We start from the raw sequence: 16,071 nt of genomic DNA on the forward strand, positions 1-16,071 counted from the left end.
AAAGAGAGGAAGGTGGAGTATGTGCCTGATCTTTTAGAAGCGTTGAAAAGTGTAGTTCAGTCTTTTATTAAAGATGAGAATAAAACGCCTCTTCATATTGGCGAGGCTATGGGATGCTGGATATTTTTAGCTTTAGTTGGTGAGACACAAGTACAGACTGAAGCAGGGATTAACAGTACAACGGACCCTGAATTGAGAAAAGCTCTCCAAGAAGCAGTTAACATGTTCAAATCGCAGAAAGAGCGAATTTCGGCATTTATGCGGTCAGAAGGGATTCCATTACCACCTCTGAGTGAATCGAAACCAATCTCTGACCCGAATACTGTTCCATTGGGTGTTAAGCTGACAGATAACGAACTTGCAAACAGCCTTAAGAAAAAAATATCGATGGCGATTACAAACAGTTCGGAAACGGCGGCACAATCCCTTCGCAGCGATGTTAGTCTGATGTGGGCCGTATTTTTACAAGAACACATAACTTTTTTAACAACATTTAAATCATTGATGCGAAAACGGGGATGGCTTAAGGTTCCACCACCGTATTATCCTGCAAGTTTGCCACAAACGGAAAAGTGAGGTGAGGAGTATGCCAGATGTCATAAAAGCTGTTAATAATGTTATCCAATCATTTGTTGATGATGAACCCAAATCACCATTACATGTGGGGGAAGTCATGTCCTGCTGGTCCTATCTTTCCGAATTATCGGATGAACAAGTTCATTCCGAAGCAGGGATTAACAGTACAACGGACCCCGAATTAAGAAAAGCTTTCCATGAAGCCGTAGAGATGTTCAAATCACAGAAAGAACGAATTATTACCTTTATGTTATCTGAGGGAGTTCCCATTCCGCCCTTAAGTGAGTCCAAGCCTCAGTCTAACCCAAGCGATGTTCCATTGGGTGTCAAGTTAACGGATGATGAACTTGCAAACAGCCTTAATATTAAAATGGTTATTTTAATTTCCTATTGTGCAAATGCAATCATTCAAACCGTGCGCAATGATGTTACCTTGATATGGCTTGAATATTTACAGGAATATATGACGTTTGGAGCAACCTTAAAAGAACTTGTGAAAAGACGGGGATGGCTTAAAGTGCCTCCATACTACTATGCTCCAGGAGCACCAATAAAATGACAAGCTAAAAAAGGACCTGGATAATCTACTCCCCGTCCTTTTCAACTGTTCTGTTTCGCAAAATTTTGATTCTGCTTTTTCCCAAATAAGGGGCGCAATTCTTATTTCAGAAAAGTGCCCTATTATTCGTGAGTGGGTTCCATGCTTTTTAAATAAAATTTTTAAATAAAAAAACAGACTCAGTAAAAAGAGCCTGCATGAATTGTTATTCTTAATATTTACGGATGTTTGTTGCTCGAGCTCCACGTTGACCTTGCTCAACATCGAAAGTCACAGATTGACCTACTTCTAAAGGCCCCATTATCAATGGCACGCTTAAATGGGATTAACTCGAGTTTTTTTAGCTCCGTCAGATTTTTATAAACGATTGGCAACTCGAGATGGGAATCAACCGATGTATCTCCATGTCCAGGAAAACCTATTTCACTTTAAATCATAGGTAATTCAAACCAGAAGCATGTATATCCTTCCTCAGGACTATCTACTCCGATTCTTCCATCGTGCCTTAGAATGATTTCACGTGCAATAGATAATCCAAGACCACTCCCCCCCATTCGACTTGTTCGCGCGGTATCGGAACGATAGAAACGATCAAATACCCGTTCTCGTTCTTCAGGTGATATACCAGATCCACGATCTGCTACTTCCACACGCACCCAATTGTTCTCCGAACACAGACGAACCCTCATCCACTTTCCAATAGCCCCATACTTAAGAGCATTTTCTAAAAAATTACTAATTACCCGTTCAATCTTCCCTGGGGTGATGTTCACCCAATACTCCTCTTCAGGTACATCAATATCTATCTCAATTCCTGAGGTCTCTACTTTTGGGAAAATAGCCACCACTTCCCGTCGAACTAATTCTGTTAGATTCAACCGAACTCGATCCCATTGTTCCTGATGTGCGTCTAATGAGGCAAGTTCAAATAGATCGTCAATCAACCCCTTGAGTAATAATCCTTTGTTATGGATAACAGAAAGTGATGCTTGAGGATTATCGGTAATTCCATTTTCTAATGCTTCCGCATGGGCAAGAACAGCTGTAAGGGGAGTTCGAAGGTCATGAGAAGCCGCCGCTACCATATACCGGCGGGCTTTATCCAACTCTTCAATCTTCCTATTCGCTTTTTGAAGATTATCTGCCATCACATTTATATCCCGGCCAAGCGTACCAATTTCATCCATTCTTTTAAATTCCACTCGTGCGCTAAGATTCCCATGGGCAAATTGCTCCACAATGCTAGATAGCTTCAATATAGGATTTACCAAAATCCTGCCGTAAACAGAAAGAAGGATAAAACCAATGAGTATGATCGTTATAAGTAGACTGATTACCCAAAAAAGGGTGCCCGGCGGAGAGGTTATATGATCAACGTTAGGGATTGAACTCGAAGGGATCGTAATAATATATAACCCCCAAATCTGACCATCTTTTTTAATTTCAACCACAAAAGGCAGCTTATCTACATACTTCACTTCCCAAAGTTGTTTTGAATAAAGATACAGATAATCTACGGCTTCTTGTATAGGGATGGTGTCTTCCTCGTTTTTGCTTAATCCCGGATGAGAATCAGCGAGAACGGAACCATCCATTTTTATTACTTGAATTCGTTCCCCAGGATACATTTTTTTAGGCATAAAGATCTCTTGAATCCTTGATTCATTGTTATGGTTTAATGCCGTTTCAATTTTTTCTACTCTTTCCGAAGATGAACTTTTTAAGTCAGCAAGGAGATTATATGCCATCGATGGACCACGAAAATAGGAATAAAGCATACTAAACAAAATAAAAAAGACGGAGGCCAATGTCACGGCCACGATATAAACGAAAACCATCTTTACTTTTAGTTTTTTAAACATATAGAAAACTCCTATTTCTGAAGATTATTAATTTTATAAAAATATAGGTCAATATTAATGGATAATTGTTAACATTTTCCTAGTTTTCTTGTAAAATATAAATATTGGCCAATAAACGATTTATTCTTAAATATCAAATTGGGGGTATCATATGGTTTCTATCAACCGATTAGTTATTTGTCTTATTCTTCTATTAAGCATGATTGCAACTCCAGCGTTTGCTGCGGAAAATCCAAGTGAGATTAATCAAGTAAAGGCTTTATTGTTTTCCTCTTCTACTTTTAAGGAGGGCGAAAAAGCGTTAAGCGATTCTGGATACGAAATTGATCGATCAAAGATTGTGATCATCGATCTAGGAAACCGGAGTTATCAGGTTTACCTTACATATAAGGGATCCGATCATGAATATGATATTGAATTTGAAATTAACTTACCAGAAGGGAAAGTATCTCATCGTAAACCAGGTGACGGCCAGTGGTCATGGCCGTGGCTCCCTATTTTCTGGTAATAAAACCATTTGAGGTATGCCAGGGGCATACCTTTTTTTATATAAGTCCTTCATATTTCCCGATTGACATTGAGTTCATCATCGATACACCTCCTTCTAACAATCATAAGGAGACAATCTTACATCAACCTAAATAGAAGCTTACAAATTTATGTTCTTTCCATTAGGCATCCTTTGCAAAGCGATATCCTAGACCACGTACGGTTATTACATACCGAGGTTTGGACGGGTCTGCCTCGATTTTCTCACGGAGCCGGCGGATATGTACCATTACTGTATTATCATCACTGGTATAGTATCCATCACTCCAAACGTTGCTGAAAATTTGTTCCTTCGTAAATACTTGCCCTGGGCGGGAGATAAGGAACCGGAGTAATTCATACTCTTTAGCAGATAATGTGATTTCACGGCCTTCCCTTCGGACCACACATGCCCCAAGATCGATTTCTAGATCAGAGAAAATTAACACATCGGTTTCATTGTTAGCTTGGTTTCCTTTTAATTCACGATAACGCCTCAAATGTGCCTTCACTCTTGCAGTTAACGCCAAACCTGAAAATGGCTTCGTTATATAATCATCTGCCCCCAGACCAAGACCCAAAACTTGATCTACTTCTTCTCCACGAGCAGTAAGAAAAATCACCGGTACATCGATACGTAATGTCCGCAGCTTCATACATATTTCAAACCCATCCAATCCCGGGAGCATCACATCCAATAAAATTAAGTCCCATTCACCGGATGATGCAGCTGTAAGAGCATCATGCCCATTATCAATCCATTCGGTTTGAAATCCTTCTTTCCTAAGATACGTCCCTATCACACTAGCGATCGCATCATCATCCTCAATAATTAACACTCTTCCATCCATATACTGATTCCTCCCTATAAACACATCCTTAATAAATTCCATGCCCAACTGATATTCCCTGCCAGCCATTTTTAGACCTATCAAAAATTGTAAGATTGGTGTATTTCATTTTTAAGCTGCTGTTTATAAACTTGTAAGGTTCGAACCTTAACATAATAATCAAGCAAGGCAAACCAAACTTGTAACAAATTGATAAAAGAGGTGGAAAAAGTTGATTCGTCAATTGTTTTTTCGTATGGGAGAAGAAAGAAATTATAACATTTTGCCAGAAGTGTCCCTGGTAAGAGAAAACCAGGACACATACTATATCGGCTCTGCTGTCATGGCACACATGCATTTATTTGAAAAAAAACAACACACTCCGGCAGCTTATGTGGCCGCCCAAAGAATATTCTCGAGCAAAAGGCTGCAGGAGATTGGCAAGTATCCCTTATCAACGTCATTTGAAGTAATGTTATCAATGTTTCGTTTTGGAGATACAGACGGCCGGGAAGCGTTAAGATTTGCCATAGATTTTGTCTGCAAAGCCATTAACGGAGACCCAGGTAAATTGATTTTTCTTGCACCATATGAACTTGGATTAAGAAATGATGTTCTATCGCTAGGTATTTCCTCGAATCGTGTGATTAGTTGGAATCAAAGTCTGGAGACCAGTTTAGGAAACGGTCGACCGACTGGCTATTATGTAAAAATGTTCTACCCCTATCGGCATGGGCTCATTCCTATTGGTTCTATTGGCTTTATAGAATCAAATGGCACTCTATCCGTAGATAGTGCTTTTTTTATGGAACGACTTTCTTTTGTAAGAGAAGGCCTTCCTACCTTTTATCAAGATCAATACTTTGCTCCCTTATCGAATATTGTCAACAACCATGAATTTTTTGCAGATTTATCCTTTTACGATAAAAATTTATGGATCAATCATATTCGATCAATCGTTGCGTTGTTAGTAGATGGGGCTGCGTTTGAATCTAAAGGTGCTGGTCATGCATTGAAAAAAATGGTTCGTCAGCTATCCGTAACGATTGCAGGAAAAAAACTTCCTCAGGAATTAGGAGAAAAGTTGACCTTAGCTGCCAACCAATGCTTGTTTCACCTAGGTTATTTAAACGTAATCGAATACAAAAAACTTAGTGAGACATGGATGACTAAAATGACGACTGCCTCCAATCAAATATTAAAAGAAAAAAAAGCATTTATAAAAGCTTTACGCGCTAAGCAAAACAATATGTCTATGGAAGAATTACAAAAATGGGAGTCTGAACGAGGTCTAAAACTTGAATGGCTAGAAAAATTTGCTTTGCAAGAAGGGGTTTCTTTGTCATGCCCGCCAAAGATAAAAAAACATCAGTTTAGAAATGAATGTTACTCTTTCTCAGAAACAGACCGAATGAAGGACCCGATTCAGTTTATTAAAGAATCAGAAAACCAAAAAATGAAGGGAGTTTTGATTAAACATGGGTAAACATATTTTAGTAATTGGTGGATTTAGTATTATGCATAAACGGTTAAAAAAATTAGGGGCTAAAATTACTCTGATCAACGTATCTTCTGAAATTAAATCAAATGAGAAAGAAACCTACCACCGTATCATTGGTGTACCAAAAGATAAGAGCATGATTGAGTGGATGGAGATTGCTGCCTTTTTCCAAACACAAGACCCTTTTGATGGCATCGCCTGCTTCCATGAAATGGATCAAGAAAAGGCTGCTTATATTGCGCAAGAACTAAAATTAACCTATTTAGACCCCATTGTGATTGAGAGAACCCGCAACAAAATCATAATGAGATCCATCTTAAGAGAATATGGTGTGGATCAAACAAAAAATACCATTGTTAACAGCCCTGAAGAGATTGCTAGTTTCGGTGAAAAGCATGGATATCCTATTATCATCAAACCCGTTGATGGCTGGGGAAGCATTGGCGTAGCTAAAATTCAAAACGCAGAGGAATTAGAACATGCGTTAGGCTGGTACCAAACGGCAGATTTCGGTTCCGGGATGATTGTAGAGGAATACTTAGAGGGAAAAGAATTTAGTGTCGAAGCCTTTTCGGAGAACGGGATTCATAAAATCATGTGTATCACTGAAAAATTTAAAGAGGAACAACATTTTGTTGAAGTCGGCCATCGACTTCCTTATCAAGGGGTGTATTTTGATTACGAACGCTCCATTCATGAATTTGTTCAACATGCCCTCACCGCTATTGGAATAACGCATGGCCCAAGCCACACGGAAATCATGTTAACAAGCGATGGTCCTAAAATCATCGAAACCCATACCCGCTTAGGAGGAGACTTTATTCCAGAGTTAATCCATATGGCAAGTGGAATAGAATTACTAGATTTATGGGCAAAACAAGCGATGGGTGAAAGTATTATTAACGAGATTCCCCAAACGCCAAACATGAAAAAATCAGCTGCTATTTGGTATGGAACACCTTCTACGACTGGGGTAGTGAAAGAAATTCTAGGTGAAGAAGAAGCAAACTCGACAGCAGGAGTTTCGAGAGTTGAAATCTTGCAAAAACAAGGACATAAAATTACTGGAATGAAAGACTCCTTCTCCCGTTCCGCTTGCGTACTGGCAACAGGAGAAAACACAGATGCCGCCATGAGTAATGCGCAGTGTGCCCTTAGCAAGATCCAATTTATTATAGAAGATGAGCAAAATGAAGGAGTTATCGTATGCTCCAGTTAATCAAGTTCAGGCCGTTCTTTCTCTATCTATTCAGTCATACGCTATCAAACATTGGATTAGGCATTCACTTATTCACTATGTCTTGGTTAGTACTGGACCTAACGGAATCCACGTCTTCCCTGGGCTGGTTGTTCTCCTTGTCAACCTTACCAGTCATTATTCTCTCACCCTTCTTCGGGGTGTTAATAGATAATTGGGATAGAAGAATGATTGTAGTAATCATTCAAGGCTTGAAAGGGATTCTATTGCTCACTGTGCCGATTCTTTTACTCACAGGGACCTTTCATCTCCCCGTCCTTTATGGCATCTCATTTCTCATGGCCATAGCAGACCGCTTATATTATCCAGCCTCAAAGGGACTCATGAGAGAAATGCTTTCTAAAGATCAATTACTATCGGCAAACTCTATGGCTGGTGTAGCTATGCAATTAGGAATGTTGATTGGTTCGGTCATTGCTGGCTTCCTGCTACACTTAATCGGAGGAGCAAATACCATTCTTGCTAATTCAATACTTGCATTTGCTTCTAGCTTTATGATCTTTTTCACGCGAAAAGGGATGGTCAATCCTAAATCCAAAATTGGGAAAGGGTATAACTCATTCTTCGGTGAATTAAGGGATGGCTTAAAGTATGTAAGAGATAACAAAACGATATTAAAAATCGCGGTTTTGGTTGCCGTAACAGAGTTCACCATTCAAATTTATAATATTTTAAGTGTCCCGTTCATTCGAAATGATATGAAAATGGGACCAGAGGTTTTGGGATTACTAGATTCGTTTTTTGCCTGGGGAGCGATCATTGGAGGAATTACTTTAACCACTATGATTACTTGGTTTGGCAGGAAATATTTTATGTCGATCAGCCTGCTGCTAATGGGAGTCTTCTTTGGAATGATCCCTTTGATGGAAGGAATTTTTTCTGGAGGTGCTATTTTCCTCTTGTTCGGAACGACGCTCCTGCAGGCGCGTACCCTGTTTAGTACGTTAATCCATGAACAGGTAGAAACCCATTACCAAGGCCGAGTGAACAGTATGATTTACACTTTAACGTCCATATTTGGGTTTGTTATCTATGCGATTATTGGCTATATAGGTGAAAAGGTTTCCCCTTCCCTTGTATTTCATGCGATTGGTTTAATCATCGTGTCTGGATCCATTATTTTGTATATTGTTTCTGATAGACTATTACCCGCAAAAGAGTCTGAGTGCAACACTGTTGAAGCAGTAAAATAGATACCCAGGTGGAAATCCTATAAATTAAGGTGCCGAAATGACAGTCGCATTGGTATCGTTTTGGAATATAGGAGATTAAAGCTCGCCATAGTAATTGGCGAGTTTCTTTAGTAGGAATACCAAAACCTTATTTATATAAAACCTCACTTACCTGTGAATTGATTCACCGTACGTAATGCATCAAAATGAGGTTCTCTTGGACTTTTGAGGATGAAAATTACTCCCTTTTTAATAAGATGTCTTGCCCTTAATCGAGTAATCAGCAAAAGTTAAATAAGCGGAGGTTTTCCGGTTAAATTTAGAATGGAGCTCATTTCGGAGTAAATAAGGGGAGGTTTTCCGGTTATGCATTGAAAAATCCCCCACTTTTGCACTTTTTAAGATAATAGACGGAATTTCTCCGTCTATTTAAGCCTTTTTTAATCATAGTTACTATTTAAGCGGAATTTTTCCGTTTAATTTATCAGAGCGGGCTCCAACCGAAAACTTGTTCTTTATGGTTCCAAAAAGCTGTGTTGAACTTCTTGTTATTCTTTTCCGCTGATCTCTAAAATATTTAAACCCTCAGATTCTTTTGGCGCTTCAAAAAAACTAGTGACATGAATAAACATCGCTTCCGTGTCAAAAGCTGCTCTTTCGGGTTGTTCGTTACGCCTTTGTGCAATTTGACGCAGGCATTGCTCGTTATTTAAATTAAGGAAAATGAGTTGATGGTCTGCATTGACTTCTGATACCAAATCCAAAAACCATTTTCGCAGTTTTTGAGTGTTAGCTGGAAAATCCATCACTACATCTGTACCGGTACTTAATATGTTTTGGACATGCTTTTTCACCAACGGTTTGAGCTGTGCAGAGAATTTTAGATAGTCCTCAAATGATGTGAACTGATTGGGGTAAAGAGATGAAAGCCATTCATCCTCAGACAACAGTACCGCATTTTTATCTATCGCCCATTGTTTTGATTTAGTTGATTTTCCTGCACCCATTTTTCCACAGAAAAAGTAGAGCGTCCCCAATTGTTTCATATTTTCCTCTCCCCGTGTTTTTTCAGTTGCTGCCTCCTCTATACCGAACCACTTAACATCACTCTGCTACTTCCTATTTTAAAAATCAATTTCAATCACTTCATTAATAGTGCCTGTCACTTGATCACTTTTGAGTAATTGCCCCTCTTTAATATCATCCACTTGTTTAGCATCTTCCATAGCAAGCTTTGTATTATCTGGATGAGTCGGTTCAACAGGACGATAAGTAAGTTCATTTTTAAGCTGGTTAATTTCACTTAAGAGCTCGCTTCGAAAGGACGTTAACAAAGCTTGGAATTGATCCTTATCCAATTTTTGCTCCCCGAGCTTCGTGATAAAATCCCGTAACTCGTTTGCCTGGAGGGCCCCTGTCATAATAGGATTAGCAGCCGGACCAGAGGCAAATTCCTGTTTAAGTAAATTGATCTTACCTAAAAACTCTTCACGCAGAGTATCGATTAATGCTAGTGTCTCGTCTTTTTTCAATTGATCCAAATCCTGCTCAACAAGATTCGAGATATAATCCTCCAACTCATTCTCCTGTGCTTTTTGCTCAAGAAATGAATACACCCTAGGAGAGATTTTCAAGGTATTTAAAGACATACTTTCACGTTCGTTTTTATTGCCTGATTCCAAATTCTTTGATCTGACTGCATCCGTTTGACGAGTAGCAGGAGGTAAAAAAAAGTTTGATAGAGCGTAAAATGGTGCAAACATCTGTGCAGTCAGATCTGAATAGATATTGTGTGATCCGACAGCAGATTTATTACCAAGCTGATTTTTGTTGCTCATACGGTCTTCTCCCCTCTTATGCGGAAACTACGTTTGTTTCATGCCTGCTTAATATTTCTAGACCATATAAATTTAACTTTCTTGCATCAGGCAGGAACAGATGATTTTGCTCTCTAATTTCGGTTCCATACCTTGTATCAATCGATTCTTCGATGAATCGTTTAAGGATACCGGCGATTCCACCGATATAAACATATTTATAAACCTTATCTTTCGGTGATGGGAATGTGTTTTCAATTTTTGTTAATAAAATTTGCGTATATTCCCTTAATGACTCATGGATTTGCTCGGTAAGATCAACGGTTTTACCGCTATTTCCATCCCGCTGCTCCATTTTTGTTTTCTCTATATTATTGATGATGAATTCTTCTAGTGAGCGAACATCATCAAAGTACTCGAGAAACTTTTCGTTTCTCAGTTTTTCGATGTGTTTTAAATATGAAATGTCAGTGAAGCAGTTCAATGAGTCCCTGCTCTTAGGTGACTGAAGTCCAGCTTGGAGCAAGGCTAGATCAACGGTCCCTCCCCCTAAGTCGACTATTAGGGTTTCAACATGATTAAATGAATTGGCTTCCTCACGATCCTGTAAATCAAAATCTTTTTTAATGGCCCAACGAGCCACTTCGCTTTCAATCCGGCATTTGCTTGTTTCGACGTGGATCGTTACATTTCTCTCAAATCCTGGAGTTAAAATCGCGACGCAGTGATCCCCTGCAAACCTGCTGGCCATTTTATTCTGCATATCACTGAACTTGTTTGTTTTCTTTAGTAACCAGATGGGGAGCATGGTTGAAAAATAATTAATATTTACATGGTTATCTTCATGGCTGCTTTCTTTTAATACATGGTAATAGGCGACTGACGCCAGGAACATCACATAGGGAATCTCAGATTCTGTTTTATCATGAAGCTTGTTGATATGAATGTTTCCTAACACCTGTTTTTCCGCAGAATCGCCCACTAAATAATATTTTTCTGTACCGTCAATCGTAGTTGAAATGAGCATATTTTGAAGAAGGAATTGGGGGTCATTAAAGGTAGACGGAAAATGGCCTTCTGCCTTTTCTTTCGTTATTTCTACAACATTGGTAGGAATCTCAAAATAATAACCATCCACAAGTGTTTGAAAGATAGAATTACCAAAATCGACATTCTGACGTTTTATATCCATTTTTTCTCCTCTTTTCATGTTTTTTCCTGATAATAAGTATATATTCTTCTCATCTATTTGTCTAAATTTGCTAATAGTTTTTTAGATTATGATAATTCCCGCAAAAAAAGCCTCTTTGATCTGTAGAGTTCCTAACAGAGCAAAGAAGGCTGGTAAACTTAATTTTTTATTGGAATCAATTTCAGTTTAGATATTATGATTGAATTAGGAAATAGATTCGATAATCTGTTTGAGTTCCTTTTCAAAATCAGCCGGCTCGTTTGCATAGTTATAAATCCCGAAGAACTTTTCTATTACCGAAGGATGAATGCTGATGATTTTATTAACTGCATCCTGTTGTTCGGTGATTAATTCATTCTTGGAAAGTTCGCATCCCATATAAAAACGAACCATGAACTCATTTTCCATTGAGAGTTGATAATCATCAGCTATCTTTTCCCATTGGTCGAATTGACCGCGATTTTTGATTAGGGTATCTGCTAAAATTTTCGCACCATAGATCGCATCATGGATACCTTGTGCCATAGCGGGATCCTTAAAGCAAATGGCATCCCCAACCAATGCCCAACCCTTCCCCATCCCTTGGTACCAGTAATTTTCATAGCCAATCAATCCTCTAATCGGTTCAGTCAGTTTGGCATCCTTTATCCGATCACTTATTGTTGTATTTGGAAAATAGTCACTTAAAAACCTTTGCAAACTATTTTCTGGATTCTGTTTAAAGCTATTCATTAAGTTTTTATTTTCTAATGGAAAATTTGCCACCGCTACATAGGAATGATTATTTGTAGGAAAAAGAATGGCCAGCTTATCTTCTCTTTTGTATATCTCAAATTTAGGTTCGGGATCATGAGGAATACCGCTGAAATAGCCAAAGTAGACAGCAACTGTTGAAGGACTGCTGACTTTAAGCGGACTATTTACTAGTTTTCGAATCGTGGAGTTTCTTCCGTCAGCTCCCACTACTAATCGAGCCCGGTATTCTTGTTCTCTTTTAGATCCGTCCGCCCCTTTCACACCGATTACTTTTTCTCCATCATAAACGACATCCGTTACACGGAATCCCTCAATTACTGTTATATTCTTTTGTTTTTTTGCATGCTGCAACAAAATATCATCAAGGTATGTTCTTCGAATACAATAGGCAGTATCCTCTCCCTCAACCTCAGGAATAGGGCCTTCTATTACGGTGTCCTCGAACTGAAATTTAATGGCCCGAACCGAGGTCACATTTGTTGCTAATAATTGGTCCATAACACCGATTTCTCTTAACAGGGCTGTTGTATTATTAAAGAAGGTATTAGTGGATAACGTATTACTCGGAAAAGTCGCACGATCAACCAGCAGAACCTTGAAGCCTGCCTCACTAAGATAATACGCGAGCGTCGAACCAGCGCATCTTGCTCCTGTAATGATTACATCAAAGCTATTATGCATCGTATCACTCCATTTTCTTTTCAAAAATTTCTTAACTATTTGAGACTAATTTACTACTCTATTTAAAAAAATATGAAATTATTATTAATTTATTCAATCTTAGTGATAAAAAGATTCTAGGCCTCACAAAAAATAGAAGGTCTTATCGAATAAGGATAGGACCTTTTACCCTCTTTGTAATCCTTTTGAAAACGACGCTATCTACTCCCTATTTTTCCATTGTTTTCAACATGTTAATATAATAATATATTACTATTATTCTAATTATTAATAGTATTTAGATTATTTTACGAAAGGAGGTCAGAAAATGAGTCTGTACAATGTGGAAGAGCTGATTTTACAAAGAAAAGAAGGATATTTGCAACAGCTGTTTACGCTGCTGCAACAAAAAAGCATTAGTACTCAGAATATAGGGATTAGAGAATGTGCTCAACTCCTCTCAATAATGATGGAGAAAATTGGTATTACAACTAGGATTTTAGAGACAGAAGGGCATCCAGTTGTCTATGGTGAATATATGAAGGATGCAAACATCTTTACTCTGCTGATTTACGGCCATTATGATGTCCAGCCTCCCGAGCCCATCGAGGATTGGCTATCCCCTCCCTTTGAACCCGAGGTCCGAGAAGGAAGAGTCTTTGCTCGAGGAGCTGGTGACAATAAAGGCCAGCTGATGGCTCAGCTTCTTGGAATAAAAACGTACCTGGATGTGTTTGAAGAATTACCGATCAATATCAAGTTTGTTTTTGAAGGCGAGGAAGAAATGGGAAGTGTTCATCTCCCATCCTTTGTCGAAACCTATAAGGAACTTTTGAAGGCGGACCTTGTCTTTACAGCAGACGGCTCCTCCCATCCAAGCGGCTCCCCACTTATCTTACTTGGTGTACGGGGGATGTTAGCAATTGAGTTAGAAGCAAAGGGCGCTGAATGGGATAATCATTCTGGAAATGCGGGCAATATTGTTCCGAACCCCGTTTGGAAACTGGTCGAGTTATTGCAAACGATGCGTGACAACAATGGCCATGTACTAATTGAAGGATTTTACGATCATATTCTAAAGCCAACTGAGCGGGAAGCGGAGCTGCTTCGAACCCTGCCCTTTGATGCCGAAGATATAGGCAGAAAAATGGGCTATCCGCAACTCGATATGGATGGCGAAACGTATTATCAAAAGCTGACGATGGAGCCGACGTTTAATATTAACAGCATCCAAAGCGGTCATGCTGGAGAGGGTTTAAAAACCATTATTCCTTCTACCGCTAGTTTAAAAATGGATATCCGTTTGGTTGCCGATCAGGACCCGATGGACATTTATCAAAAATTTTGTCAGCATGTCAAAATACATGCCCCTGACATCGAAGTCAAGTATTTGGGGTCAATGAAACCGTCCAGAACTCCGGCTGATCTTGAGGTCGTCCAGGTGGTGACTAGAGCGATTGGCACTGCTCATGGTGAGGAACCGCTCATTCAGCCGAGTCTTGGCGGGTCACTTCCGGATTATGTCTGGACAAAAATTTTAGGAGCCCCGTCGATGATTGTTCCATATGCAAATTTTGATCAGAGAAACCATGCTCCTAATGAAAATATACGGATGGATTACTTTTTTAATGGCATCAAATCCACTTGCCATGTACTTCATGCGCTTGGGGAATATGCAAAAAATAAATGAGACTAGTTTAGAGAGTTTGAGATGAGAAAGGCAGGTTTACAGATGAGTCAAAGTCAATCAACCATGAAACAGCAGCGCCCTAAATACATGTTTCTATTAGATGGGGTAGAACGTGCGGGAAACAAGCTTCCCCACCCGGTCTTAATTTTCTTATATTTAACTATTTTTGTCATGATAGCATCCTGGATTCTTAATCTGTTAGGAACTAGTGTAATAGTTCCTGGAAAGAAAGAAGAACTTATCGTAAAAAGTTTGCTTTCCGCGGAAGGTCTTCAATATATGTTATCCTCCACAATCGGCAACTTTGTTGAATTTAAACCATTAGGCATCGTAGTTGTCCTTGGTCTTGGGGTAGGATTGACAGAAAAAGTAGGTTTATTTGAAGCAGCTATTAAAAAAACACTAATTAGAGCTCCAAAAGGCTTCATTACATACGCCGTCTTCTTTATCGGCATCATGAGCAATATCGCGGCAGACTCCGCCTACATTATTGTTCCACCCATGGCGGCGATGATTTTTCACCTGTTTGGAAGGAATCCGATTGCTGGGCTGGCAGCGGGTATTGCCGCAACCGGAATCGGTTTTTCAGCCAATCTTGTGGTTTCATCCTTTGATGCCGCCCTATCTGGTCTTTCCACACAGGCTGCACATACCATTGACCCAAAGGTTATCGTGCATACCGTCGATAACTGGTATTTCATGGGCATATCTGTTTTCGTTCTCACCATCGTCGGTGCGTTTGTAAATAATAAATTCGTGGAACCAAGGTTAGGAAACTATCAAGGAGACGTCCATATTGATTTAGACGATGAAACGAACAAGGACCCTCTAGTAAGGAAGGCAATACGGAATACCTTTCTTTCCGCCATTTTGTTTTGGGGGCTGATTATTTTGACGCTAGCCGTCCCCCATTCACCGCTTCGGGGCGAGAATGGCAGTATTGCCGCCTCACCATTTATGAACGGAATCAACACAATAATTTTGCTTTTCTTTATTGTCATCGGCCTAACATATGGAATTACTGTGAAAAAAATAAAGGGAATCCAAGATGTAGTCAAAATGATGGGTGAGTCGATTAAGGATCTATCCGGTTTTATTGTCCTAGCCTTTTTCATTGCGCAATTTATTGCTTATCTGTCATGGAGTAATCTAACTGTGTTTACGGCTGTCAATGGAGCGGAGCTGTTAGAATCGATGCATTTGACCGGGCTGCCAGCAATTATTTTATTGGTATTGGTCACTGTCCTTTCGAGTTTATTTGTAACAAGCGGGGTCGGACTCTGGTCGTTGTTGGCTCCGATTATTGTACCGATGTTTATGGTGTTGGGTTTCAACCCTGCTTATACTCAGGTAGCCTATCGAATCGCGGATTCGGTCACCAACATGATCACTCCGCTTAATCCGTTTGTGGCTGTTATGCTTGGCTTCTTAATCAAATATGACAAAAAAGCAGGATTGGGCACTCATATCGCCTTAGTACTTCCATATACGATTGCTTTTCTGGTTGTTTGGATTATTATGCTTGTCGTTTTTGCTTTATTAAATATTCCAATTGGACCGGGGGTAGAAATGTATTTGAAATAGGAGTTAAAAGCTGATTATTAAACTATTAGGGCAAAAAAAAAGAGCGCAAAGTAATGATCAATAATGGTCGATACTTTGCGCTCTTT

General features: G+C 39.3%; 14 protein-coding genes and 1 pseudogene. 8 read left to right on the top strand and 7 right to left on the bottom strand.

Annotated features, from left to right (window positions below; translation table 11 throughout):
• Positions 1-21 precede the first annotated feature (21 nt).
• Positions 22-576, top strand: a complete 555-nt coding sequence (locus GXK58_RS12400) for a DUF3231 family protein (protein WP_160723238.1) — start codon at positions 22-24, stop codon at positions 574-576.
• 10 nt (positions 577-586) lie between these two features.
• Positions 587-1,135, top strand: a complete 549-nt coding sequence (locus GXK58_RS12405) for a DUF3231 family protein (RefSeq protein ID WP_160723240.1) — start codon at positions 587-589, stop codon at positions 1,133-1,135.
• A 293-nt stretch (positions 1,136-1,428) separates the two neighbouring features.
• Here GXK58_RS12405 and GXK58_RS27535 read toward each other — a convergent pair.
• Positions 1,429-1,551, bottom strand: a pseudogene (locus GXK58_RS27535) (glycoside hydrolase family 3 N-terminal domain-containing protein); the annotation flags it as partial.
• 12 nt (positions 1,552-1,563) lie between these two features.
• Positions 1,564-2,997, bottom strand: a complete 1,434-nt coding sequence (locus GXK58_RS12420) for a sensor histidine kinase (protein ID WP_160723244.1) — start codon at positions 2,995-2,997, stop codon at positions 1,564-1,566.
• Between the two features lie 151 nt (positions 2,998-3,148).
• On the opposite strand from GXK58_RS12420, the gene GXK58_RS12425 reads away from it, so the two are divergent.
• Positions 3,149-3,505 (top strand): hypothetical protein, encoded by a 357-nt coding sequence (locus GXK58_RS12425; protein ID WP_160723246.1) that lies wholly within the window; start codon positions 3,149-3,151, stop codon positions 3,503-3,505.
• Between the two features lie 163 nt (positions 3,506-3,668).
• On the opposite strand, the gene GXK58_RS12430 is transcribed toward GXK58_RS12425, so the two are convergent.
• Positions 3,669-4,376 carry a response regulator transcription factor gene (locus GXK58_RS12430; protein WP_160723248.1) on the bottom strand — a complete coding sequence of 236 codons (708 nt, stop codon included), beginning with the start codon at positions 4,374-4,376 and terminating at the stop codon, positions 3,669-3,671.
• 211 nt (positions 4,377-4,587) lie between these two features.
• On the opposite strand from GXK58_RS12430, the gene GXK58_RS12435 reads away from it, so the two are divergent.
• The 3 genes from GXK58_RS12435 to GXK58_RS12445 are packed head-to-tail and all read left to right on the top strand — an operon-like array spanning position 4,588 to position 8,307.
• A complete protein-coding gene (locus GXK58_RS12435; protein WP_160723250.1) occupies positions 4,588-5,841 on the top strand; it encodes a hypothetical protein in 1,254 nt (417 codons plus the stop codon).
• The gene (locus GXK58_RS12440) at positions 5,834-7,075 is read left to right on the top strand and encodes an ATP-grasp domain-containing protein (RefSeq protein ID WP_160723252.1); all 1,242 of its coding nucleotides are present in this window, start codon (positions 5,834-5,836) and stop codon (positions 7,073-7,075) included. Before GXK58_RS12435 ends, GXK58_RS12440 begins: the two co-directional genes overlap by 8 nt.
• A complete protein-coding gene (locus tag GXK58_RS12445) occupies positions 7,063-8,307 on the top strand; it encodes an MFS transporter (RefSeq protein WP_160723254.1) in 1,245 nt (414 codons plus the stop codon). Before GXK58_RS12440 ends, GXK58_RS12445 begins: the two co-directional genes overlap by 13 nt.
• 527 nt (positions 8,308-8,834) lie before the next feature.
• On the opposite strand, the gene GXK58_RS12450 is transcribed toward GXK58_RS12445, so the two are convergent.
• From GXK58_RS12450 to GXK58_RS12465, 4 genes are all read right to left on the bottom strand, one after another.
• On the bottom strand, positions 8,835-9,332 hold the full coding sequence (locus GXK58_RS12450) for an AAA family ATPase (protein WP_160723256.1): 498 nt from the start codon (positions 9,330-9,332) through the stop codon (positions 8,835-8,837).
• 78 nt (positions 9,333-9,410) lie between these two features.
• Entirely contained in the window at positions 9,411-10,124 is a 714-nt protein-coding gene (locus tag GXK58_RS12455; RefSeq protein WP_160723258.1) for a hypothetical protein, read from the bottom strand.
• Positions 10,125-10,140: 16 nt separating this feature from the next.
• Positions 10,141-11,295 (bottom strand): ParM/StbA family protein, encoded by a 1,155-nt coding sequence (locus GXK58_RS12460; protein ID WP_160723260.1) that lies wholly within the window; start codon positions 11,293-11,295, stop codon positions 10,141-10,143.
• Between the two features lie 204 nt (positions 11,296-11,499).
• Positions 11,500-12,732, bottom strand: coding sequence for an NAD(P)/FAD-dependent oxidoreductase (locus tag GXK58_RS12465; RefSeq protein ID WP_160723262.1), 1,233 nt, complete (start codon positions 12,730-12,732; stop codon positions 11,500-11,502).
• A gap of 307 nt (positions 12,733-13,039) precedes the next feature.
• On the opposite strand from GXK58_RS12465, the gene GXK58_RS12470 reads away from it, so the two are divergent.
• Both GXK58_RS12470 and GXK58_RS12475 read left to right on the top strand, forming a co-directional pair.
• Positions 13,040-14,401: a M20/M25/M40 family metallo-hydrolase gene (locus GXK58_RS12470; RefSeq protein ID WP_160723264.1), complete on the top strand. Its 1,362-nt coding sequence runs from the start codon at positions 13,040-13,042 to the stop codon at positions 14,399-14,401.
• A gap of 42 nt (positions 14,402-14,443) precedes the next feature.
• Positions 14,444-15,985 carry an AbgT family transporter gene (locus GXK58_RS12475; RefSeq protein WP_237389648.1) on the top strand — a complete coding sequence of 514 codons (1,542 nt, stop codon included), beginning with the start codon at positions 14,444-14,446 and terminating at the stop codon, positions 15,983-15,985.
• Positions 15,986-16,071: the final 86 nt, after the last annotated feature.

The sequence above is a fragment of the Bacillus sp. USDA818B3_A genome (genome assembly GCF_009928415.1).
GTDB lineage: Bacteria > Bacillota > Bacilli > Bacillales > Cytobacillaceae > Neobacillus.